General features: G+C 35.9%; 21 protein-coding genes. 9 read left to right on the top strand and 12 right to left on the bottom strand.

What is annotated here, in order from left to right; translation table 11 throughout:
• Positions 1 to 85: 85 nt before the first annotated feature.
• Both K5S59_RS13200 and K5S59_RS13195 read right to left on the bottom strand, forming a co-directional pair.
• On the bottom strand, positions 86 to 1,699 hold the full coding sequence (locus K5S59_RS13200; RefSeq protein ID WP_000437653.1) for an MDR family MFS transporter: 1,614 nt from the start codon (positions 1,697 to 1,699) through the stop codon (positions 86 to 88).
• A gap of 19 nt (positions 1,700 to 1,718) precedes the next feature.
• Entirely contained in the window at positions 1,719 to 2,177 is a 459-nt protein-coding gene (locus K5S59_RS13195) for a MarR family winged helix-turn-helix transcriptional regulator (protein ID WP_001132358.1), read from the bottom strand.
• A 272-nt stretch (positions 2,178 to 2,449) separates the two neighbouring features.
• Between K5S59_RS13195 and glpT the strand changes: the two genes are divergently transcribed.
• The 6 genes from glpT to opp4A all read left to right on the top strand — a co-directional run bounded on the left by glpT (position 2,450) and on the right by opp4A (position 9,707).
• Complete coding sequence (gene glpT, locus K5S59_RS13190; protein WP_000466374.1) at positions 2,450 to 3,799, top strand: glycerol-3-phosphate transporter; 1,350 nt, start codon at positions 2,450 to 2,452, stop codon at positions 3,797 to 3,799.
• A 281-nt stretch (positions 3,800 to 4,080) separates the two neighbouring features.
• Positions 4,081 to 5,100 (top strand): ABC transporter ATP-binding protein, encoded by a 1,020-nt coding sequence (locus K5S59_RS13185; RefSeq protein WP_000795364.1) that lies wholly within the window; start codon positions 4,081 to 4,083, stop codon positions 5,098 to 5,100.
• Complete coding sequence (locus K5S59_RS13180; RefSeq protein WP_001196373.1) at positions 5,087 to 6,013, top strand: ABC transporter ATP-binding protein; 927 nt, start codon at positions 5,087 to 5,089, stop codon at positions 6,011 to 6,013. The genes K5S59_RS13185 and K5S59_RS13180 overlap by 14 nt, the downstream gene beginning before the upstream one ends.
• Before the next feature lie 14 nt (positions 6,014 to 6,027).
• Positions 6,028 to 6,993 (top strand): oligopeptide ABC transporter permease, encoded by a 966-nt coding sequence (gene opp4B / locus K5S59_RS13175; protein WP_033655978.1) that lies wholly within the window; start codon positions 6,028 to 6,030, stop codon positions 6,991 to 6,993.
• 17 nt (positions 6,994 to 7,010) lie between these two features.
• Positions 7,011 to 7,916 carry an ABC transporter permease gene (locus K5S59_RS13170; RefSeq protein WP_000880735.1) on the top strand — a complete coding sequence of 302 codons (906 nt, stop codon included), beginning with the start codon at positions 7,011 to 7,013 and terminating at the stop codon, positions 7,914 to 7,916.
• Between the two features lie 12 nt (positions 7,917 to 7,928).
• The gene (opp4A, locus tag K5S59_RS13165) at positions 7,929 to 9,707 is read left to right on the top strand and encodes an oligopeptide ABC transporter substrate-binding protein (protein ID WP_000182623.1); all 1,779 of its coding nucleotides are present in this window, start codon (positions 7,929 to 7,931) and stop codon (positions 9,705 to 9,707) included.
• A gap of 100 nt (positions 9,708 to 9,807) precedes the next feature.
• Here the strand turns inward: opp4A and K5S59_RS13160 are convergent, their stop codons facing one another.
• From K5S59_RS13160 to K5S59_RS13145, 4 genes are all read right to left on the bottom strand, one after another.
• Positions 9,808 to 9,933 (bottom strand): DUF4027 family protein, encoded by a 126-nt coding sequence (locus tag K5S59_RS13160; RefSeq protein WP_000738294.1) that lies wholly within the window; start codon positions 9,931 to 9,933, stop codon positions 9,808 to 9,810.
• A 211-nt stretch (positions 9,934 to 10,144) separates the two neighbouring features.
• Positions 10,145 to 10,567, bottom strand: a complete 423-nt coding sequence (locus tag K5S59_RS13155; RefSeq protein WP_000277998.1) for a universal stress protein — start codon at positions 10,565 to 10,567, stop codon at positions 10,145 to 10,147.
• 65 nt (positions 10,568 to 10,632) lie between these two features.
• The gene (locus tag K5S59_RS13150) at positions 10,633 to 12,084 is read right to left on the bottom strand and encodes a SulP family inorganic anion transporter (RefSeq protein ID WP_098258533.1); all 1,452 of its coding nucleotides are present in this window, start codon (positions 12,082 to 12,084) and stop codon (positions 10,633 to 10,635) included.
• A gap of 307 nt (positions 12,085 to 12,391) precedes the next feature.
• The gene (locus tag K5S59_RS13145; RefSeq protein WP_098258532.1) at positions 12,392 to 13,639 is read right to left on the bottom strand and encodes a cell wall-binding repeat-containing protein; all 1,248 of its coding nucleotides are present in this window, start codon (positions 13,637 to 13,639) and stop codon (positions 12,392 to 12,394) included.
• Between the two features lie 174 nt (positions 13,640 to 13,813).
• On the opposite strand from K5S59_RS13145, the gene K5S59_RS13140 reads away from it, so the two are divergent.
• Positions 13,814 to 14,491 (top strand): response regulator transcription factor, encoded by a 678-nt coding sequence (locus K5S59_RS13140; RefSeq protein ID WP_000227653.1) that lies wholly within the window; start codon positions 13,814 to 13,816, stop codon positions 14,489 to 14,491.
• 11 nt (positions 14,492 to 14,502) lie between these two features.
• Positions 14,503 to 15,888 (top strand): sensor histidine kinase, encoded by a 1,386-nt coding sequence (locus K5S59_RS13135; protein WP_000822554.1) that lies wholly within the window; start codon positions 14,503 to 14,505, stop codon positions 15,886 to 15,888.
• Between the two features lie 19 nt (positions 15,889 to 15,907).
• On the opposite strand, the gene K5S59_RS13130 is transcribed toward K5S59_RS13135, so the two are convergent.
• Positions 15,908 to 16,429 (bottom strand): dihydrofolate reductase family protein, encoded by a 522-nt coding sequence (locus K5S59_RS13130; protein ID WP_000085843.1) that lies wholly within the window; start codon positions 16,427 to 16,429, stop codon positions 15,908 to 15,910.
• Positions 16,430 to 16,537: 108 nt separating this feature from the next.
• Between K5S59_RS13130 and K5S59_RS13125 the strand changes: the two genes are divergently transcribed.
• Complete coding sequence (locus K5S59_RS13125; protein WP_000030288.1) at positions 16,538 to 17,491, top strand: helix-turn-helix transcriptional regulator; 954 nt, start codon at positions 16,538 to 16,540, stop codon at positions 17,489 to 17,491.
• A 28-nt stretch (positions 17,492 to 17,519) separates the two neighbouring features.
• On the opposite strand, the gene K5S59_RS13120 is transcribed toward K5S59_RS13125, so the two are convergent.
• The 5 genes from K5S59_RS13120 to K5S59_RS13100 all read right to left on the bottom strand — a co-directional run bounded on the left by K5S59_RS13120 (position 17,520) and on the right by K5S59_RS13100 (position 21,935).
• On the bottom strand, positions 17,520 to 18,956 hold the full coding sequence (locus K5S59_RS13120) for a DUF4367 domain-containing protein (RefSeq protein WP_000185097.1): 1,437 nt from the start codon (positions 18,954 to 18,956) through the stop codon (positions 17,520 to 17,522).
• Positions 18,922 to 19,479 (bottom strand): RNA polymerase sigma factor, encoded by a 558-nt coding sequence (locus K5S59_RS13115; RefSeq protein ID WP_000869298.1) that lies wholly within the window; start codon positions 19,477 to 19,479, stop codon positions 18,922 to 18,924. The genes K5S59_RS13120 and K5S59_RS13115 overlap by 35 nt, the downstream gene beginning before the upstream one ends.
• Before the next feature lie 179 nt (positions 19,480 to 19,658).
• Positions 19,659 to 20,096: an HIT family protein gene (locus K5S59_RS13110; RefSeq protein ID WP_236078350.1), complete on the bottom strand. Its 438-nt coding sequence runs from the start codon at positions 20,094 to 20,096 to the stop codon at positions 19,659 to 19,661.
• Positions 20,097 to 20,155: 59 nt separating this feature from the next.
• Positions 20,156 to 20,533 (bottom strand): OsmC family protein, encoded by a 378-nt coding sequence (locus K5S59_RS13105; protein WP_000778841.1) that lies wholly within the window; start codon positions 20,531 to 20,533, stop codon positions 20,156 to 20,158.
• On the bottom strand, positions 20,508 to 21,935 hold the full coding sequence (locus tag K5S59_RS13100; protein ID WP_098258529.1) for an amino acid permease: 1,428 nt from the start codon (positions 21,933 to 21,935) through the stop codon (positions 20,508 to 20,510). The genes K5S59_RS13105 and K5S59_RS13100 overlap by 26 nt, the downstream gene beginning before the upstream one ends.
• Positions 21,936 to 21,996 lie beyond the last annotated feature (61 nt).

Raw genomic sequence — 21,996 nt, 5'->3', positions numbered from 1 at the left:
CTAGAAATACGTCAATCATTTCTCATGAAAAAGCTTTTAAGGTTATACTCAAAAAAAAGCACCGCCATAAGGCGATGCTTTTTCATTACGAATATGATACAGTCTGTTCTTTTTCCTCTGTAGCTGGCTCTTCAGCACCTTTTTTACGATCTGATAGCTTAATCTTCTGTAAGAAAATCGTAAAGATGGCACCTACCACGATAAATACTAATCCTGTTAAGAATACAGTATGAAGTGAATCTACTAAAGAGTTTTTCAAGATTGGTACAATACTATTAGCAAATGCTTCTGGCATTTGTTTTAATGCCTCTGGACTAAATAGCATCGAATATAAACCTTGTGGGTCTGTATGAATCATATCTTTAAATTTCGTTACCATTTGTCCCGCTTCTTTCGGGAATGTATCTAATACAGGTACTAAATTCTTCGTTAATGTTGTACCTGAAGTGTTATTCATAATTGATCCTAAAATTGTAATACCAAATGTTCCACCGATTTGACGGAAGAACTGACTTGATGATGTTACAACACCAAGGTCTTTTTTCGGGAAACTTTCTTGTAACGCTAATGTTAATGTTGGCATTACAAGACCCATTCCTAAACCGATAACCATCATATAAGAAGTTGCAGTTAATTTAGTTGTGTGCATATCCATCGTTGTTAATAACCAGAAACCACCAGCCATAATAAGCATTCCTGTAATAATTTGTGGTTTTACACCAACTTTTAATACAAGTTGCCCGCCGATAATACTCATCACAATCATAGTAATCATCATTGGCGTCATGATTGTTCCTGATTCAGCAGCGCTTACTCCTACAATTCCTTGCATAAAGAATGGTACGAACATAATCGCACCGAACATTCCGATACTCATAAAGAATCCAATCGCATTCAGTAATGTAAATGTGCGATTTTTAAAGAAATGCATCGGTAAAATCGGTTCTTCTGCTTTCGTTTCAACGATAATAAAGCTAACAATACCAATTAGAGCTAATGCAAATAACCCGATAATTTGCCAAGAATCCCATGGGTAATCTTTCCCGCCAAACGTCAATGCAAGTAATAAACTTACAACACCGAGAATCATCGTAAAGATTCCAGCAATATCAATTTTAATCGGTCCTGTTTGTTTATGTGACTTTAATCCCATTGCAATAAAGATTGTTGCTAAAATACCAACTGGTAAGTTAATGTAGAATACCCATCTCCAGTTCACTGCGTCTACAATCCAACCACCAACTTGTGGTCCAATTACAGAAGCAAGACCGTATAACGCACCAAAAATACCTTGCCATTTCGCACGTTCTTTTCCCGTGAACATATCTCCAATAATAATCATAGCCATTGGCATCATAATACCGCCACCAAGACCTTGAATACCGCGGAAAATAATTAATTCTGTCATACCATTTGCCATACCACATAACGCTGAGCCAACCATAAAGATAACTAGCCCTGTTATATATACGTTACGACGACCAAGTAAATCCGCTAATTTACCTGCAATTGGTACAACTGTTGTTGATGTTAACATATAAGCTGTTGTTAACCATGTCATTAAGCTTAATCCGCCTAGTTCACCGACGATACGCGGCATTGCTGTACCAACGATTGTTCCATCTAATGCAGCAAATAGCATCGCGATTATTAAACCGATTAACAGCAACTTTCTATTTACGTTTTCTTGTTGCTCCATGTAATCTCCTCAATTCCTCTTAGTTATTCTCTTTTTTCTCTTGTGTCCCGCAAATAATTGTTTCTAACTTCTCAAAGAGGCGTAACAAATCTTCTCTTTCTTGTAATTCTAAATGTGAGAAATATTTTGCAATATGCTCATTACGAGCGGTCATTGCCTCTTCTACTCTAGCTTTCCCCTTTTTTGTTAACTCAATGATGACAACACGGCGATCATCTTTGTCGTGATAGCGTTCTACAAGCTCTTGGTCAATTAGGCGATCAATCATCACTGTAATTGCACTAGGCTTTACATACATCTTTTTCGCTAATTTTGTCGCTCTTGAAGCACCGTAATGATCTAAAATCTTTAAAATATAAAACTGCGGTGGTGTAAGTCCTGTTGCTTGCATTTGTTCTAATAACTCCGTCTGCATTTTCTTTCCAATCGAAAAGGCAAGAGCTTGAATTTTATCGATATGCGTCATATCATTTGGCATGTTATCCACCTCTTATTTAAACAATAAAATATTTAACGTATTTAAATATTAATCCCACGAACAAAATCCGTCAACACTTTTTATTTATAAAAACGTTTACATTTTTGTCACAAAGTTGTATAATTTTCGACGAAGTTAATATTGACAGTCACGGAGAATCGGAGTATACGGCTATGAATCATAAAAAAGGAAACTTTTTTATATTTCATGGCCTTTTTATATTCTCTCTGCCTTACAACACTTCGAATTAATTAGGGGAGGATTTTCATTTTATGTTTTTTACACAATTCTTTAAACCTGCGCCCCACGCAGAACGCTTACCAGCTGATCGCGTTGATAGCGAATACCGTAAATTACGTTTACAAGTATTCTTAGGCATCTTCATCGGTTATGCGGGTTATTACTTTGTTCGAAAAAACTTTTCACTTGCAATGCCATACTTGATCGAACAAGGATTTAGTAAAGGGGAACTTGGGGTTATCCTTTCAGCAGTTTCTATCGCTTACGGATTAAGTAAATTTCTTATGGGTATCGTATCCGATCGTTGTAATCCTCGCTACTTTTTAGCAGCTGGGCTATTTTTATCAGGTATCATTAATATTATTTTCGGCTCATTTTCTTTCATTACAACGAGCATTATACTTATGTTTGTACTTCAGTTTTTAAATGGATGGGTACAAGGTATGGGATGGCCTCCTTGTGGTCGTACGATGGTTCACTGGTTCTCTATTAGTGAACGTGGTACAAAAATGTCTATTTGGAACGTTGCTCATAATGTCGGTGGCGCGCTGATGCCTTCTCTTGTGACATTAGGCTTATACTTCTTCGCAAATGACTGGAAGAGTATTTTTTACTTCCCAGGTATTCTTTCAATTTTAGTTGGTATTTATGTATTAATTACGATGAGAGATACACCTCAATCTTGTGGATTACCTTCTATTGAAGAACATACTGGAGAATATCCATCAGATGAAAAAGTAAAAGATCGAGAACGCGAACTTTCAGTAAAAGAAATTTTATTTACATACGTACTAAACAATAAATTTTTATGGTACATCGCTATTGCAAACGTTTTTGTTTATTTCGTACGTTACGGCGTTGTAGACTGGGCTCCTACTTATTTAGTAGAGGAAAAAAGTTTCACACATAGTAGCTCTCGTACAGCTTACGCTCTATATGAATGGGCTGGTATTCCAGGTACACTTCTTTGCGGATGGATGAGTGATAAACTATTTAAAGGGCGCCGTGCACCTGCTGGTATTTTATTTATGGTTGGTGTATTTATCGCCGTTCTTGTTTACTGGCTAAACCCTCCTGGTAATCCAATGGTTGATAGTATCGCACTTGTCGCAATTGGATTTTTAATTTATGGACCTGTTATGTTAATCGGCCTACACGCACTAGACTTAGCACCAAAAAAAGCTGCTGGAACTGCCGCTGGTTTAACTGGGTTCTTCGGTTACCTAGGTGGAGCTACTTTTGCTAGCGCAGCTATGGGCTTTATCGTAGATGCATTCGGATGGGATGGCGGATTCATCTTATTACTTGTATCTTGTGTACTTGCAATGTTCTTCCTTGCTCTTACTTTAAAGACAGGATCTGCAAAACAAAAACAAGCTTAAGTACTAATATTATTCTTATCAAAAAAAGAGAGGCTGTTCTTTCCAGAATACCTCTCTTTTTTCTACATATAATACTTTTTTCTTACAAAAGATTTATTTCCCTCACACATATATGTTAACGTTTTCAAATTACTTCAACTACTAATACAACTGCATTCATTTTTTGTATAAAGAGATTTTTGAATATTTTATCAACTTTTCCTTGTCAAACATTGTCAATCTATATTAAAATAACAACATACAAAATATTTAGTCTTTTCAGAAAAGATGGAGGGATAGCCATGAAGAATCCACTTCTTCGCATTGAAAACTTACAGACTTCCTTTCGCATACAAGATCACTATCATGCCGCAGTAGATGATGTTTCGTTAACTGTCCATGAAAATGAAATTGTCGCGATCGTTGGTGAATCAGGTTGCGGAAAAAGTGCACTTGCCCTTTCTATTATGCGACTGCATAATGAAGCAAATACAAAATTACAAGGGCAGCTTAACTATAGAGATAAGGATCTACTAACTATGTCAGCCGCAGAGATGAACAAAGTACGCGGATCAAACATCGGTATGATTTTCCAAGAACCTCTTACAGCACTTGATCCTCTCATGACAGTTGGAAAACAAATCGAAGAAAACTTAGACTACCACACAAGCCTTTCAAAAGTTGAAAAGAAAGAACGCACCTTAGAACTACTCCATCAAGTTGGTATTCCAAAACCAGAACTTACATATAAACAATATCCACACGAATTATCTGGCGGAATGAGACAAAGAATTGTTATCGCAATTGCAATTGCTTGTAACCCGGCACTCATTATTGCTGATGAGCCAACAACGGCTCTTGACGTAACCATCCAAGCACAAATTTTAGACTTACTAAAATCTATTCAAGAACAAACGAAAATGGGCATCATTTTAATTACTCATGATTTAAGTGTTGTCGCAGAAACAGCCGATCGTATCGTCGTTATGTACGCCGGACAAGTTGTAGAAACAGGAAAAGTTGAAGAGATTTTTAATAACCCTCTTCACCCATATACTCGTTCTCTATTAAACTCCATTCCATCTGCGTATGGTGAAAAAGAAAAATTGCATGTAATTCAAGGGGTGGTTCCTTCGTTAGCGAAGCTTCCTCGCACAGGTTGTCGCTTCCAAGCTCGAATTCCATGGATTAGACCTGATCAGCACGAGGAAAATCCAATTTTACATGAAGTAAAACCAGACCATTGGGTGCGTTGTACTTGCTACAAGCATTTCAACTTCCAAGATAAGAAAGGAGATGACGTAACTCATGGCACTGCTTAAAGTAGAAGATTTAAAAGTGCATTTCCCAATTAAAGGTGGTTTCTTCGGCCGCACATTAGATTACGTGCGTGCTGTCGATGGTGTAAGTTTTGAATTACAACCGGGTGAAACATACGGGATCGTTGGTGAATCAGGAAGTGGCAAATCAACAACTGGTAAAGCAATTATGCATTTAACGAAAGCAACAGAGGGTAGCATTCATTTTAATAATAGAGATTTAACAAAGTTAAGTCGCTCTGAGCTACGTGAACAAAGAAAAGATATTCAAATGATTTTCCAAGATCCGTATTCATCGTTAAATCCGAAGAAACGTGTTCTCGACATTATTGCTGAGCCTCTTCGAAATTTTGAGAAGCTCTCACCTGATGAAGAACGTAGAGCAGTTCAAGAATATCTTGATAAAGTTGGTCTAAATCCAGAGTCAATTTATAAATATCCACATGAATTTTCCGGTGGACAAAGGCAGCGGATTGGTATTGCACGCGCTCTTACATTAAAACCGAAGCTTATTATCGCTGATGAACCTGTATCTGCGCTTGACGTCTCTGTACAGGCACAAGTATTAAACTTCTTGCAGGATTTACAAGCTGAGCTCGGACTAACATACTTATTCATTAGTCATGATTTAGGTGTAATTCGTCATATGTGTGACCGTATCGGTGTTATGTATCGCGGACGCATTGTCGAAGAAGCAACTAGTGCAGAAATTTATAGTAATCCGCAACATATTTATACGAAGCGCCTAATATCTGCAATTCCTGATATTCGTCCTGAAAACAGAGAGAGACAGCGCAAGCTCCGTCAACAAGTAAGCTCTGAATACGAGAAATCATACGAAAATTATTTCAATGAAAACGGTCGGGCTTATGATTTAAAACCAATCTCGCCAACGCACCGGGTGGCATTACCATAAGGGAGTGATAAAACATGTGGAAGTTTATATTACGGAGATTTTTAGTGATGATCCCGCAATTATTCGTGTTAAGTGTACTTGTCTTTCTACTAGCTAAGGCAATGCCAGGCGATGCCTTAACTGGCAAAGCAATGAATCCAAAAGCGGATCCAAAAGTGATTGAAGAACAGCGAGAAAAGCTTGGATTAAATGACCCAGTTACAACACAATATGTTCGCTGGATTAAAAATGCAGCCCAAGGTGACTTTGGTATTTCCTATGCACATAAAATGAAAGTAACCGATTTAATTGGAGAACGACTTGGAAATACAGTATCTTTAGCACTTGTCATTCTTATTCTTACTTATTTAATTGCCATACCACTGGGAGTTATAAGTGGGCGTTGGAATGATACATGGGCTGATCGACTCATTACCCTTTACAACTATCTAGGTTTTGCTACACCACTATTTATATTTGCACTAGTTATGCTCTTCCTATTCGGATTTAAGTTTGCAATATTCCCAACCGGCGGTAGCGTAGATCCTCAAGTTGCAACAGGTACATTTGCTTACTATTTAAGCAAATTGAATCACATGCTACTACCAGCTTTATCCGGGGCATTAATCGCAACAGTTGGTACTGTTCAATATTTACGAAGCGAAATTATTGATACGAAACATAAAGATTTTGTTCGTACAGTAAGAGCAAAAGGTGTTCCAGAATCAAAAATCTATTCTAGACATATTTTACGAAATTCATTCTTACCAATTGCAGCCTTCTTAGGCTATGAAATTACAGGATTAGTTGGCGGTGCCATCTTTTTAGAAAGTATTTTTAGCTATCCAGGAATTGGACAACTATTTATACAATCTATCTCTCAACGTGATTTTAGTGTAATAACTACACTCGTTATGTTTACTGGATTTGCAACGTTACTTGGAACTCTCCTTTCAGATATTATTCTAAGCATCGTCGATCCACGTATTCGTATTGATTAAAGAAAGGAGATGACGTTATGTTAGCAAACCCTGAAAAACAAACTGAAGTTATTCATTACGAAAAAAGCCCTTCTGGTTTCTCTATTATGTGGCGAGAACTTCGTAAAGATAAATTAGCAATGTTTTCACTTATTTTCCTAGCAATCCTATTAGTAGCAGTCTACGCAACATCTTTTATTATGAAACAAGAAGATATTGTACGAGTTGATTTATTCGCTATTTATGCTCCTCCCTCTGCTGAACATTGGTTAGGAACAGATTACGGAGGACGCGACATTTTCGGCCAACTTATTATTGGTACACGTAACTCCTTTACAATTGGATTAGCAATTACTATTCTTTCTTGTTTCATTGGCCTTTCAATTGGATTAATTGCCGGGTATTTTGGAGGAGCTATTGATAATATCATTATGCGCATTATCGACTTTGTTATGGTTTTACCATTTTTAATGCTTGTAATTGTATTTATTACACTTGTTCCTACATTCAATATTTTTACTTTCATTTTAATTATGAGCGTGTTCTTATGGACAGGAAAGGCCAGATTAATTCGCTCAAAGGTATTAACTGAAAAAGAACTAGATTATGTCTCTGCATCAAAAACTTTAGGTACGCCAAACTGGAAGATCATTCTTTTCCAAGTACTACCTAACTTAAGTTCCATTATCATTGTTAGTGTTACATTAAACCTTGCTGGAAACATTGGTATTGAATCTGGTCTAACCTTCTTAGGATTTGGTCTACCAGAAAGTACACCAAGCCTTGGTACACTTGTTAGTTATGCTAGAAATCCAGATGTATTACAAGAGAAATGGTGGATTTGGTTACCCGCATCAGTCATGATTTTAACATTGATGCTGTGTATAAATTTTATTGGTCAAGCGCTACGCCGTTCGGCCGACGCAAGACAAAGAAAAGGATAAGGGGTGGACGAAATGACAAATAAGCCAAAGTTTTTCAAAGTATTAAGTACACTTGCAGTTTCAACATTACTACTTTCAGCATGTGGGGGCAGTGGTGGTGGTAGTGAAAAAACGAGCAGCACAAAAAAAGTAGATACAAATAAATTTAGTACATCTGTTAAAAATGATAAAAAAGAAGTTAAAGATGGTTCATTAACATATGGTCTTGTTTCTAACACACCATTTGAAGGACTTTTGAACTTCGCTGTGTATGAAGGAGATCCTGATAACCAAGTCATTACCATTTTCGATGAATCTTTATTATCAAATGACGAAAACTGGGAATACACGAATGATGGCGCTGCTACATATGAAATTTCTAAAGATAAAAAGACAATTACACTTAAAATTAAAGATAATGTAAAATGGCATGATGGAAACCCTGTTACTGCTGAAGATTTAGAATACTCTTATCTTGTAATTGGTAGCAAACAATATGCCGGTTCTCGCTATGACACTCAAATGCAAATGATTGAAGGTATGGAAGATTACCACAATGGAAAAGCCGAAAAAATTTCAGGTATTAAGGTAACGGATCCGAAAACGATTTCGATTACGTTTAAAACACCGAACCCTTCAGTGAAAACTGGGCTTTGGACATACCCTCTTCATAAGAAATACTTAGGAGATGTACCAATCGATAAATTAGCAGAATCTGATAAAATCCGTAAAAACCCAATTGGTTTCGGACCTTTTAAAGTGAAGAAAATCACGCCAGGTGAAGCTGTTGAATTTGAACGTTTTGATGATTATTATGGCGGAAAACCAAAACTAAAAAGTATGGTTTTAAAAGTTGTTAACCCTTCTGTTGTTAACGCGTCCTTAAAAAATGGTGATATTGACATTGCTGAAGTAAGTGCAGATCAGTATCCAAATGTAAGTACATTAAAAAATGCACAATTAGTCGGTAAAACTGATTTATACTATAGCTATATCGGTTTTAAATTAGGCCATATGGATAAAGAAAAAGAAGAAGTAGTAATGGATAAGGAGAAATTTAAAGATGTTCGTGTACGTCAAGCAATGGCGTATGCTATCGATCGAAAAGAAATTGGTGAAAAATTATATCACGGCCTACGTTATCCGGCTAACTCACCAATCCCACCATCTCTACCAAAATATCATAACAATAAAGCTGGTGCCTATGATAAAGATATAGAGAAAGCTAAAAAATTATTAGATGAAGCTGGCTATAAAGATACGAACGGAGATGGATTCCGTGAAGATCCTAATGGTAAAGAATTTAAAGCTAATTTCTTATCAATGAGTGGTAGCGATGTAAGTGAACCACTTGCAAAATTCTTTATTCAATCTTGGAAAGACATCGGCCTAAAAGTAGAGCTTCTTGATGGTCGCTTACATGAATTTAACTCATTCTACGATATGATTAAAAAAGATGATCCAAAAGTTGATCTTTTCGCGGCAGCTTGGGGAACTGGATCTGACCCAGATCCTTCTGGTATTTGGGCTAAAGATGCAGCGTTCAATTACCCACGTTGGGCTACTGAAAAAAACACAGAATTATTAAAACAAGGTATTTCTCCAGAAGCTGCTGATGAAAAGTACCGTAAAGATGTCTACGATAAATGGCAAAAATTAGTTCATGACGAAGTACCATTAATTCCACTTCATTATAAATTTGACTTAAAAGGTGTAAATAATCGCGTAAAAGATTATAAATATACACCAGAAGATCAATACAAGTGGGGTAAAGTTAGCGTAACAAGCGATAAAGCAGAAACAGAGAAATAAGAAAATAGCTCCTAGCACTAAGATACATGCTAGGAGCTATTTTTTATTTATAATACTTCTCTTGCTATTAATAACAACCAATTCCTTTCCTACTCTAAAATTAAAAGATTTGATGAACCATCTTTATTAAAATAGCTAACGTAACAGATGCAGCAAATCCCCCTAAACAAATAAGACCGACACCTTGGCTATATGATAAATTTTGAAATGCTTTCATCTTTTTCATCCTCCCTCTCTCCCCTTCGATATGTTTATTTTACCAATGGAATAATTTTCATAACATCGATTTCACTAACAACTAACTTACAAATTTGTAAGTTAACAATTTCCCTTTAAAGTTATATATCTAGTATGTCCAAGCTCTCTCCCTTTATACGTCAAAAAAGACCTCGCATTATATCAAGGTCTTGCTTACACTACAGAATATCTCACTCAATTTATTTTATAATCATCACTGGGCATTTCACTCGTTTTGCTATTTTATGACTTACACTACCAAGCACCATCTCTTGCAGTGTATTTAATCCTCTACTTCCAGCTATAACAAGATCTATATCCCCTGTATTTACATATTGAACGATCGTATCTCCAGGATCACCATGTAATATCGTAATTGTATAAGAAATGTTCTCTTTCTTTAATAAACCTTCAATCTCTTTTAATTTATCTTTTCGACTAGCCGATATCGTTTCTAAATCTGTTTGGCCTTGTATAATATCTGATTTTGCCGTTCTATTATCTACTACGTACACAACTTCAACATTTGTTTCTTCACTACATTTCGCAATATATGTTGCATGTTCCGCTGCTCGAAGTGCATGTTCAGAACCGTCACATGCTAATATAATTTGTTTGTACATATGCTGAATCCCCTTTTCGTTATCCTACTCGTATTATATATTAAAGCCCCCTAAAAAGGAGGCTTCTAACTAGCAATTCTTTTATTATAAGTAGCTAAATTTGAAATGATCTTCGAGCTTCGTTCATTTAATCCCGTTATACTTACTTTCATGTCACTTTGTTCATACTTCATGATAACTTTATCAATTGCGGCTACTGCTGAATCATCCCATACGTGTGCATGGGTAAAATTCAACTCAATTTCTTTTACATCTTCATTGAATGCAAAGTTATTTATAAAGTCTGCTGTAGATGCAAAGAAAAGTTGACCATGAATTTCGTATATTTTCTTATTTTCAATATATAAATGTTTCACGTGAATCTTTGCCATATTGAATGCAAATAAAACCGCACTAATTACTGTTCCTATAATTACACCTAATGCTAAATTATGTGTAATTAAGACAATCACAACTGTTACGATCATAACAAATGCGTTTCCTTTTGGTACTTTATGAATCGTTGTTACAGAGTTCCAATCGAATGTTCCGATTGAAACCATAATCATAACTGCAACTAAAGCTGCCATCGGAATATGAACGACATAGTCACCTAAAACGAACAGTAATACGATTAAAAATCCGCCCGCTACAAATGTTGATAAACGACCTCGTCCACCTGATTTAATATTAATAACAGATTGTCCAATCATTGCACATCCTGCCATTCCTCCGAAGAAACCAGCGACAATATTTGCAATACCTTGCCCACGTGCTTCTTTATGCTTATTACTTTCCGTATGCGTCATATCATCTAAAACTGAAGCTGTTAATAAAGACTCTAGTAAACCGATAATTGCAAGCATAACTGCGTACGGTAAAATAATCCCTAATGTCTCAAGTGTAAAAGGCACGTCAGGAATGCTAAAGAACGGTAATTCCTTCGGCAGACTTCCCATATCCCCGACTGTTTTTAACTGTAATCCGCTCATAAGTGCAATACTTGTCACGATGATAATTGAAATAAGTGTAGACGGTACCGCCGTCGTAATACGTGGAAATATATATATAATTGCAAGTCCTAGTGCGACAAGTGCATACATTTGCCAAGTTGCATTTTTAAAATGCGGCAATTGCGCTGTAAAAACTAAAATTCCAAGTGAATTTAAAAAGCCACTCATAACAGATTTAGGAACAAACTTCATAAATGAGCTCAGTTTGAACACGCCAAAAATAATTTGGACAATACCCGTTAATATTGTTGTAGCAAATAAATATTGCAAACCGTGATCTTTCACGAGCGTTACCATTAATAATGCCATTGCACCTGTTGCAGCTGAAATCATTCCAGTTCGTCCGCCAACAAATGAAATGGTAACTGCAATACAAAAGGCTGCATATAGCCCAACGGTCGGATCCACGCCTGCAATAACAGAGAAAGCAATCGCTTCAGGAATTAACGCTAAAGCAACGACAATTCCTGATAGTACGTCCCCTCTCACATTGGAGAACCAATCATTTTTTATCGTTTGAAACAAAATACCACTCCTCTACTCTTTTATCCCGCATTAACGGGCAGTAAGATCCCCAACTCAAAATTCAGCGGAAGCAAAGATGTTAGGTGGGGATCAACTGCCCATAAAAGCCCGATTGGTTCAACTAATAATCAGTGAGGGATGAAAAAAACTCCCACTGATTAAAGTTTCACTTTATCATTTGATTTTCTCCATAAGAAAATCTAAGCCGACTGCACGAAGGCTATTATATAACGAGTAGAGAGATTTTTGCTATGTAAAAGTTTCCTAAAGAAAAGACGCTACCTTAGCAGCGTCTTTTCTCACTTTATTAATGTCCACCGTGCCCTTGACCACTTTCTTGCACAATCTCTAACCTCTCATCCAATATACCTTGTGTTTCAAATGAAATATCACTCGTACTTCCTAATAAGAAGCCGTGGTTATACGGTCCACGTGTTGGGTCATCTTTAAACTTCGGCTGAATACTAGCAAGAAAGTCATACACTGGTTGTGAAGCTTTACCTTCTTCTAATAATACAACAGGGGCATGTTTACCCATATGTGAAAAAGGTGCTCCCGCAACTGCTAAGTCTGGTGTTTTGCTTGAAACAAATGATAAACCGTGACCTGGTTTTGTGAATCCCCAGCCAAATTTCGTTTTTTCATCTTTAAATTTCGCAAAAGCAACCGAATTTTCTGTTGGAGTTTCTCCACTAATACGCGTTACTTTCCCGTATTTACTTAACTCTTTTTCTACAGTTTTTGAAATAATTTTTTCTGGTCCTAATACATATATATTCGCTTTATCTTTTCTCATCTTTAATGCCTCTATCGTCGCTTCTGGCACCTTATCTTTATCTGTATATAAAAGCGGTTCTGGCATATGAGAGATCCAATTCACAGCTGGTGTTGTATATAAACGTCCTTCTTCCTCAGACGAACCGATAATAACACTATTTGGGTAGCTACCTGTTATATCGGCATATTCTTTATCCACATCTTTAGCAAATATAGCTGGATCCGTTTCTTTAATTTGCTTTACTTTATACTCTTTCAATTGCTCAAGGATAGATGCACCTACATCCCCCATCACCATAATTTGTGTTCCATCTTTCGTTCCGAGCGGATTTAATCGTTTTATTTCTTTTAATGTCCTTTCGGGTACCTTTTCTTTTTCTATAAATAAAATCGGCCCGTTATTCGGATGATGAATAAGATCCGCACTCGCAATACCTAATTGCCACTCGTTTACTGGTACTAAAATAATAGCGCCTGGCTGATTCTCTTTATGCGTTGCTGGCCATATCGTTTGCGAAGTTAGTACTGCCATTTGCAGCGGATCGTTTGTGTTTAATCTCGTTACATTTTTTAAACTTGTCGTTAATAAATCATTCGATGCACCTTCGTTCATTTCTTTCGGCGCAGTTACCTCCTGATTCATTTTCATTTCCTTTTGCCCTGTTTTTTTCTCTTCTTTAGATTCATGATTTTTATGATCCGTGTTCGTTTGTCCACATGCAGCAAGACCAACTGCTGTCATTATTGTTATCCCAAAAATTCGGGTCATCTTTTTCACTATACCGCCTCCGTATAAATCGTTTTCGAGCCAATATGATTACCTAAAATGGAATTTCAACTTTACAATAACAAGCAATTCTGAAGAAATTATGCAGATGCATGATAATCTGCACCATTTCTTCATGATTTTGACTTACAATTTAAGTAATAACTACAAATGCGGAGGTACTCTATGGTCGATATACTACTCGTAGATGATGAGCCGAGAATGCTGGAATTATTAACGCTTTATCTTACTCCAATCGGATACAACTGCGTATGTGCAGTATCCGGGGAAGAAGCTATTTCACATATAGAAAATCGAAACTTCAAATTTATTTTACTCGATATTATGATGCCTAAGATGGATGGGTGGGAAACGTGTAAAAGAATTCGATCCTTTAGTAACGTTCCCATCATTATGGTAACGGCTCGTGATCAAACGGTAGATGTCATTCAAGGGTTAAAACTTGGAGCGGATGATTACGTAACGAAACCTTTCCATGAAGAAGAGCTTTTCGCAAGAATTGAAGCTGTTTTAAGGCGAACGAATCAACACGCGCAAATCCAATATCACGGCATTTTATGGGATGAGGCAAAGCATTTCGTTTCTGTCTATAATGAAGAACTTCTTCTCACGCCAATCGAATTCTCTTTACTCGGATTATTTTTACGTCATGTGAACTACGTGTTAAGCCGCGATCAGCTCATTGAACGAATTTGGGGACTAAATACAAATACGGAAGATAGAACAGTCGATTCACATATTCGTAATTTGCGTGATAAATTACGAAAAGTAAATTTCCCTATTGATCACCATTTAAAAACTGTGTACGGAGTCGGGTATCGATGGGTTGATACTCTAGAGTAAGGAGCAAAACGATGAAGCGAATTTCTATTCAACTCGGATTTTATTTTTTAATTGTTACACTGTTAATCGAAAGTGTTCTATTTATCTTGCTTTATTACAGCCTTGTCAACAATAGAGTAAATGAAGAAATGATAGCTTTATTAAAGCGCGGAAATAGTCACCGAGATGTCCTTGAAAAGTATTTTGATAAGCAAACAATCTCCCATGTTGCACTAATGGAATCCGAAGCCGAAACCACTGTTGTTATTACAGATGCAAATAAGGACGTACTAGCTAAATCCAATGAAATAAATACTACGATAAAAAAGCATATTGAAAAGATGGAAACACGGACAGATCATGACGGAGCAATTATAGAGAATCATTGGAAAACCTCTAATTATATATGTACAGTTAGCCCCATTGTAGTGGCTGGAAAAACGGAAGGCTATGTATATATGTTTCTCGGAACAGAATCAATCGAGGAAATGGTTAACGGGCTAACAAAACAATTCATTATTGCCGGAGTCATTACGTTCCTATTAACAGTCATCACCATCTTTCTATTATCACGATTGTTAACAAAACCATTGTTACACATGAAACATGCCACTGAAAAAATGAGTAAAGGCGATTTATCCGTTTCGTTAACGACTACTCGAAATGACGAAATTGGTGAACTAGCATCGTCTATTCAAACGCTTGCTAATGATTTACATTATATGAAAACAGAGCGAAGTGAATTTCTAGCAAGTGTTGCTCATGAATTACGAACACCGTTAACATACGTAAGAGGTTATGCTGACATTGCTTTAAAAGAAACCACATCTCCTGAGCAACGTTTGCGATATTTATCTATTATAAAAGATGAGTCTGATTATATTACGAACTTAGTTCAAGATTTATTTTCACTTGCACAAATGGAACAACATAACTTTTCTATTCAAGTAAAGAAAGTTCATTTACACACATTCCTTACTCGCATAGCTGAAAAGGTAAATGCCATGTATAAAGAAAGATACATTACAGTTTCTTTCTCTTGTCCTCCTACACTGGTAGTAAACTTAGATGAACAGCGATTTGAACAAGTTATAATAAACATTTTAAATAACGCTTATAGACATTCAAAAGAACATTCTCATATAAACATTTCTGTTACAGAAGAACATAAACGTATTTCCATTACAATTGAAGATGAAGGCGAAGGTATTCCTCCTGAAGACCTCCCTCACATTTTCGACCGCTTTTATCGAGTTGATAAAGCAAGATCACGAGCTACAGGTGGAACTGGTTTAGGACTATCTATCGTAAAAGAAATTGTAGAACTACACAGCGGGAATGTTACTGTCACAAGCGAAGTCGATCACGGGTCTTGCTTTATCATTTCATTACCATCTATACAAAAACACGACTACTGATGGTAGTCGTGTTTCTTTATCATTTTACTTTATAATATAAATTTACAAATTGCCCAAAACGTTTCGTATCGGTTAAAGTTAAATTAATTTCTGGATTCTTGTCTTGAAATAATGGAACTCCAGAACCTAATATATGTGGTGTAATCGTAACGATATATTCATCAATTAGATTATTTTTAAAGAACTCACTCAGTAGACTTCCTCCACCGACCATCCATATTTTAGATCCTTCTTGTGCTTTTAACCTTTTAGTAAACTCCACTACATCTTCATTTACAAACTCCACGTTTCCGTCTGAGCCTTTTTCTGAACGAGAAAAAACATAACATGCTTTATCTAAGTAAGGGAATGTTTCCGTATGCTCTACTACATAATCGTACGTTCTTTTCCCCATAATTATTGTATCAATCGTTTCATACATTTCTGTATAACCGTTATCTCCCTCTCCTTCGGTTTCCATTAACCACTCTAAATCATCATTCTCTTTCGCAATATATCCATCCAAACTAGCGGCTATAAATAAAACAACTTCACGTGACATCTCTTTTCCTCCTTGCAACGTATATTGATAAAATCACCTTATACGCACTATACTATCCTTAAAACATGACAATTCATGTCATATTAAAAAAAGAAATGAGTGAGATAGTTGTCAAAAGCAAAACGTCTACTAGACATTCTTATATTCGCTTCTGCGAAAAGAACATTTACAGCTCAGGAAATAGCTAATGAATTTAATATTTCCGTTCGTACTGTCCATAGATATATTTTAGATTTAAGTGATATGGGATTACCTATTTATGCAGAACAGGGTCGTAACGGAGGATATAAAGTATTAACGAATAAAGTCATTCCCCCTATTTTATTTACCGAAGAAGAAGCAGTATCCATCTTTTTTGCTTTTCAATCTTTAAGTTACTATCGGGACTTACCATTTAACACAGAAATCAATTCCGTTACGCATAAACTGTATAGCTCTCTACAACATGATGCGAAAGCGAAAGTTGATAAAATACGCTCTTATATTGCTTTTTGGAATCCAAAGAGAACAATTGATACACCTCTTTTAAACGAAGTGTTAACCGCAGCTATTGAAAATAAAAATTTACACTTTCAATATGAATCTAAATCGGGGATAAAAACAAAACATGTTCATCCTATCGGTGTATATGCTCATGATGGGCTATGGTACTTACCATCCTATGACTTCAGCAGAAAAAAGGTATTACTGTATCGCGTTGATCGTATTCTTTCTATATTATCAACAGAAGAAAATGAAGATACGTTCATGAATTTAGAAGAATGGTTCGACTCGAGCTCTAACGTCGTACACATTCCTACCCAGTTACATGTTTCATTAACAGCAGAAGGCGTGCGCCAATGTAAAAGCGTTCCTTACCTTGAAGAATTCGTGGTAGGAAACGAAGACGGGACAGGATATATACATTCAACAATTGATAAAGGTGAAATCAATTTTATTACCCCTTTATTTTATAGACTTGGAAAAGATGCACGAGTTTTAGAGCCAAAAGAATTGATAGATAGTTTACGTATACGTGCGAAAGAAGTTTTACATATGTATGAAGACGAAAAAAGCTGCTAGATATAAGCAGCTTTTTGTTTATTTGTTCCTATTGTTTTGACTGTTGACGAATATCAATCCACCAACGATATGACGCATTCATATTTTCAGTACTTCCATTCCCTCTGTAATGGAAAGCATCCAAAAAGATTGAATCTAGTTTATCTTCATCTACAAAATAACCTAAGTTAACTTTTACCGTTTCTCCTGGTCGGATACTGCCAATATTGTAGAAGCTTTTCCCATCTCCGTGAGGCTCTAAATAATCAACTTCTCCCGTCATAATACGCGTTGCTTCCCTTCCCTCTTCTTTAGCGTATTTCCATGCATTCCCTTCAAATTTAAGCTGCTTTATGGATGGATGCATATAGATTTCTTCTGTCGCCTGTTTACCAATATTTCTCACCGTTGTTGTCAAGTAGACAAATTTAACATTAACTAATTGCGAATCTACTAATGTATCAATTGAATCCTTACCATTCCCTAATTTATATACATCCCGTCTGTACGATAGCAGTTTTCCCGTCTGATCTAAAGCCTTCTTCTTGCTTAATATCCCTAGGCCAAGTTCATTAAAATTCTCTTGTTTAAAATCTTTAATCGAATCAAAAACTTCAACTTTTTCTATCACATATTCAATTTGGCTGTTATCCATAGATATCGTTACTGGAACCTTTTGCCCTATATGAAATAGTCGTTTACTATCTTTTTTCAAAGGAATCACTTTAGTTTTTTTCGGTTCATCTGCTTGGCTAAAATACTTTTTATCATAATTTGATATATGTGATGCCTTTTCTTTTGACGTGGGCTCAAGTGAAATATTCCCTAACACATCTATCATTTGTTCTTCATTTATATCTGATCCAATAAAACTTTCTAACATAATCCCTTCTTTCTCAAAAAAGAGAAAGACCTTCCTATCAAACATTACATTGTTGTTTCCAGTTTCTTTATGAACAATTACTGCTTTCTTGCCACCTATCTCTTTTTCTTCGTAGCTTTTTGAATATAAAGTTTGAAAGTCCGCATTTTCCCCTACTCTCCAAAGACTAAATGAAAAGCCTCCATTTGCGTCGTTATCTTTAAATGAATATTTCATAGCAGAGTCATCAATTGCTTCCATATTTTCTGGCAATTTACCAACCTTCAACTTATACCACTTATTACTCTTTTGCGAGTCCTTATTTGTTACTGAAACATTTACTTCATAATTTTGTTTTTGAACGATCATATTATAGACTTTTACTGCTCCAAAAACGGTTGTCGGCATGCCGATCAATAAGCAAGCAGCAGCGATTAACATACGATGTTTTTTACGCTTTTTCTGCGGTTTCTCGTCTTTCAGCTTCATTTCCTCCATAAACAATTTCTTTTTGCGCGTATATGTATGTGAAAATTCATGTTGTTCTTCAAGTTTATCAAAATCATCTAAAGCAATTTTTTCAGCAAGTTCATATATTTCTTTGGAGTTCTTTGAATTCGTCATGTTGTATACCTCCTATCATATTTTGGACTCGTTTTCGAGCCCGTTCAAACTGCTTACGGACATTGACTTCCGTTATCCCCATAACACTTGAAATTTCTTGATACGTTAAGTTATAAAAGACTTTGTACTTAAACACTTGTCTGTTAGATTCATTTAACTCTTTTAGTAATGCATCAATTTGAACCTCAGACATTTTACGTTTTTCCCACTCTTCAATATTTTCATCTACTGCTTCTATCGATTCTCTTTCATATTCTTCTAAAAATGTTTCATGTCGTTTATTTTTCCGGTAACTATCAATCGCCTTGTTTTTCGCAATCCTCAAAATGTAGCGTTTAAGCTCTTGAGTATTCAAACTATGGAGCTTTTCCAAGTTCTTATAAAGAGTAATAAACGTCTCTTGAACTGCATCTTCAGCTTGCTGAATATTATTTAAAATCGAATAAGCTACATAATAAATTTTTTGCTCGTACAACTCGTATAGCTCTTCCATCTTTTCATAATCGGTGTTTGTAACTTTCATATAATTCCTCCTCTCACTCTATATAACGAATGGACGATATAATTTGTGACACTATAAAATCTATTTATATATAAAATTTAATAATAGAATAAACAAAAGCCCAATTTCTCTATTGTAACTGAGAAATTGGGCTTTTATTTATTCGAATTTTCCTGACTGCTCCTTTAAGATTATCCCTCTTACGCCTTGTCAGTAAACAGCATTTGCTCTATCGCTTCTTTTAACAAATGCTTTGTCTCTTCCAAGTTATAATTCTGCTTCTCTCCAGGGTGTACCGTATAAAACTCAGCAAATGAGCGCTCTTTATATCTTGGTACGACATGCATATGATAATGTGTTAACTCGTTAAATACTCCACCATTTTGACAAATTGTAATTCCGTCAGGTTTATATAATAGCTTAATCGCTTTTGCAATCAGCTTAGAAGCATCCATAATTGATTTCGCTATAACATCATCTAATTCGTCCACTTCTACAACATGCTGCTTTGGTACAATTAAAGTATGACCTGAATAGAAAGGTTCATGATCTAAAAAGCATGTTACATAGTCATCTTCATATACTTTATATATGTTTTCCTCTCCGCTTGCTAATTTACACCCTAAACATTCCATCATATTTCCCCCTTTATTAAAAACATAAAAACGTGAGAGCCGTATTCTCACGTTTTTATGTTTCACTTTATTAGTTCAATTGTTTCCGTAACTTTTATACTATCTTTTACCGATTGAACAATCGTACAATTTTTCACTGCTAGTTGCAGTGCCTTGTCCAACTGCTCTTCTGTAATGTTTTGTGCTTTAATTTTATAGTGCAAATGAACACTTTCAACTGGTTTTGATAAAGCTTCACTTCTACCAATTTCAGTCTCAATTGTAAACGTATCGTATGTAATACGTTTCTTTTCTAAAATTGTTCGAAAGACAATTGCACTACATCCTGCGATAGAAGAAACAAGTAATTGTAACGGTGAATACCCGTTTTCTTTTCCAATCGCTAATTGACCATACGATAAATCTGCCTCTATATCATCGTGTTTGATTGTTAGTTTCATTTGTTTTCTCCATCTCCACTTTCATCGGTTTCTTCCGTTTCTTACTCATATAATAATATATGTAGCAGAAAATGATAAATGGAATACCACAATATAACGCCATTCTTTGTTCTGGAATAAACGCTAAACTAATAACAACGATACTATTTGTAATTAAAGCTAAAATAGGAACGATTGGATATAACGGTGTTCTATACTTTAAGTCCTCTAACTTTCCCCCGCCTTTTATATACTGACTTCTAAAGCGAAGTTGCGATAGAGCAATAATGATCCAACTTGAAACAGCAGATAAACCAGCTATAGATAATAAGTACATGTATACTGTATCTTCTGCAAGGAAGCTTGTTAATAACGATAACGCCGCAACAGCAATCGTTACGACTAGCGCTGTAATTGGAATACCACGTTTATTTACCTTCTTGAAAGATGTTGGTGCCATTCCTTCATTTGCAAGTGACCATAATATACGAGTTGCCGCATATAATCCTGAATTCGCTACGGATAGTAAAGCTGTAATAATAACGAAGTTCATAATATCAGCTGCGTATGGAATTCCGATTTTATCAAATACAACTACGAATGGACTTTCAATTACTCCTGCTTCTTTCCAAGAAATTAACCCTACTAAAATTGTCATTGTTAAAATGAAGAATAACATAATGCGCCATACTGTATTACGAATTGCACGTGGAATTGTTTTTTCAGGCTCCTTACTCTCTCCTGCTGCAATCCCGATTAACTCTGTTCCTTGGAAGGAAAAGTTAACTGTAATCATCGTAAGAAGCACTGCAGCTAGTCCATTTGGGAATAGCCCACCATCACTTACAAAGTTAGAGAAAAGAGGCGCTGCTTCTTTTCCGTCGTATGGTAAAAATCCTAGTAACGCGCTACCACCAAGTAGAATGAATGCAATAATTGTAACTACTTTAATACTAGAGAACCAAAATTCTAATTCAGCATAACTTTTCGCTGAAATTGCGTTTGAAGCATATAAAATAACTCCGAATACGAGACACCATACCCAAACATCAACATTCGGAAACCATCTTTTCATCATTAAACCGATCGATGTTAATTCTAATCCTACTGTTACTGCCCATCCAATCCAGTATAGCCAACCGATCATAAATCCAGTTCCTGGTCCAATAAACTTCGTCGCATATTTTTGGAAAGATCCTGAAACTGGCATTGCTACCGTTAGCTCTCCAAGACAAAGCATTGTTAAATACATAATAAATCCGCCTACTAAATATGAAAGGATGGCTCCCCCTGGTCCAGCCTGATTAATGGTGTAACCTGAACCTAGAAAAAAACCAGTTCCGATTACACCACCTAGTGCGATCATAAATAAATGTCTACTCTTCATCGTACGATGTAATTGCTCATTCGTTGTTTGCTGCATCTTAATCCTCCCCCTACAAGTACCCCTATCTCTTTTTAAAATTTTCTGATAATAAAAATAT

This window comes from Bacillus sp. BML-BC051, assembly GCF_019656175.1.
GTDB classification, from domain to species: domain Bacteria; phylum Bacillota; class Bacilli; order Bacillales; family Bacillaceae_G; genus Bacillus_A; species Bacillus_A mobilis.
Note: the sequence above shows the minus strand (reverse complement) of the source record. Positions and strands in the feature narration are given on the sequence as shown.

Bases quoted from the DNA above. Each gene is read 5' to 3' on its own strand.
- K5S59_RS13195 (WP_001132358.1), bottom strand. From the start codon at position 2,177: ATGCCAAATGATATGACGCATATCGATAAAATTCAAGCTCTTGCCTTT.
- K5S59_RS13115 (WP_000869298.1), bottom strand. From the start codon at position 19,479: ATGAAAGTTACAAACACCGATTATGAAAAGATGGAAGAGCTATACGAG.
- K5S59_RS13130 (WP_000085843.1), bottom strand. From the start codon at position 16,429: ATGTCACGTGAAGTTGTTTTATTTATAGCCGCTAGTTTGGATGGATAT.
- K5S59_RS13120 (WP_000185097.1), bottom strand. From the start codon at position 18,956: ATGACGAATTCAAAGAACTCCAAAGAAATATATGAACTTGCTGAAAAA.
- K5S59_RS13155 (WP_000277998.1), bottom strand. From the start codon at position 10,567: ATGTACAAACAAATTATATTAGCATGTGACGGTTCTGAACATGCACTT.
- K5S59_RS13160 (WP_000738294.1), bottom strand. From the start codon at position 9,933: ATGAAAAAGATGAAAGCATTTCAAAATTTATCATATAGCCAAGGTGTC.
- K5S59_RS13170 (WP_000880735.1), top strand. From the start codon at position 7,011: ATGTTAGCAAACCCTGAAAAACAAACTGAAGTTATTCATTACGAAAAA.
- K5S59_RS13200 (WP_000437653.1), bottom strand. From the start codon at position 1,699: ATGGAGCAACAAGAAAACGTAAATAGAAAGTTGCTGTTAATCGGTTTA.
- K5S59_RS13135 (WP_000822554.1), top strand. From the start codon at position 14,503: ATGAAGCGAATTTCTATTCAACTCGGATTTTATTTTTTAATTGTTACA.
- glpT (WP_000466374.1), top strand. From the start codon at position 2,450: ATGTTTTTTACACAATTCTTTAAACCTGCGCCCCACGCAGAACGCTTA.
- K5S59_RS13140 (WP_000227653.1), top strand. From the start codon at position 13,814: ATGGTCGATATACTACTCGTAGATGATGAGCCGAGAATGCTGGAATTA.
- K5S59_RS13180 (WP_001196373.1), top strand. From the start codon at position 5,087: ATGGCACTGCTTAAAGTAGAAGATTTAAAAGTGCATTTCCCAATTAAA.
- K5S59_RS13100 (WP_098258529.1), bottom strand. From the start codon at position 21,935: ATGCAGCAAACAACGAATGAGCAATTACATCGTACGATGAAGAGTAGA.
- K5S59_RS13105 (WP_000778841.1), bottom strand. From the start codon at position 20,533: ATGAAACTAACAATCAAACACGATGATATAGAGGCAGATTTATCGTAT.
- K5S59_RS13185 (WP_000795364.1), top strand. From the start codon at position 4,081: ATGAAGAATCCACTTCTTCGCATTGAAAACTTACAGACTTCCTTTCGC.
- opp4A (WP_000182623.1), top strand. From the start codon at position 7,929: ATGACAAATAAGCCAAAGTTTTTCAAAGTATTAAGTACACTTGCAGTT.
- K5S59_RS13110 (WP_236078350.1), bottom strand. From the start codon at position 20,096: ATGATGGAATGTTTAGGGTGTAAATTAGCAAGCGGAGAGGAAAACATA.
- opp4B (WP_033655978.1), top strand. From the start codon at position 6,028: ATGTGGAAGTTTATATTACGGAGATTTTTAGTGATGATCCCGCAATTA.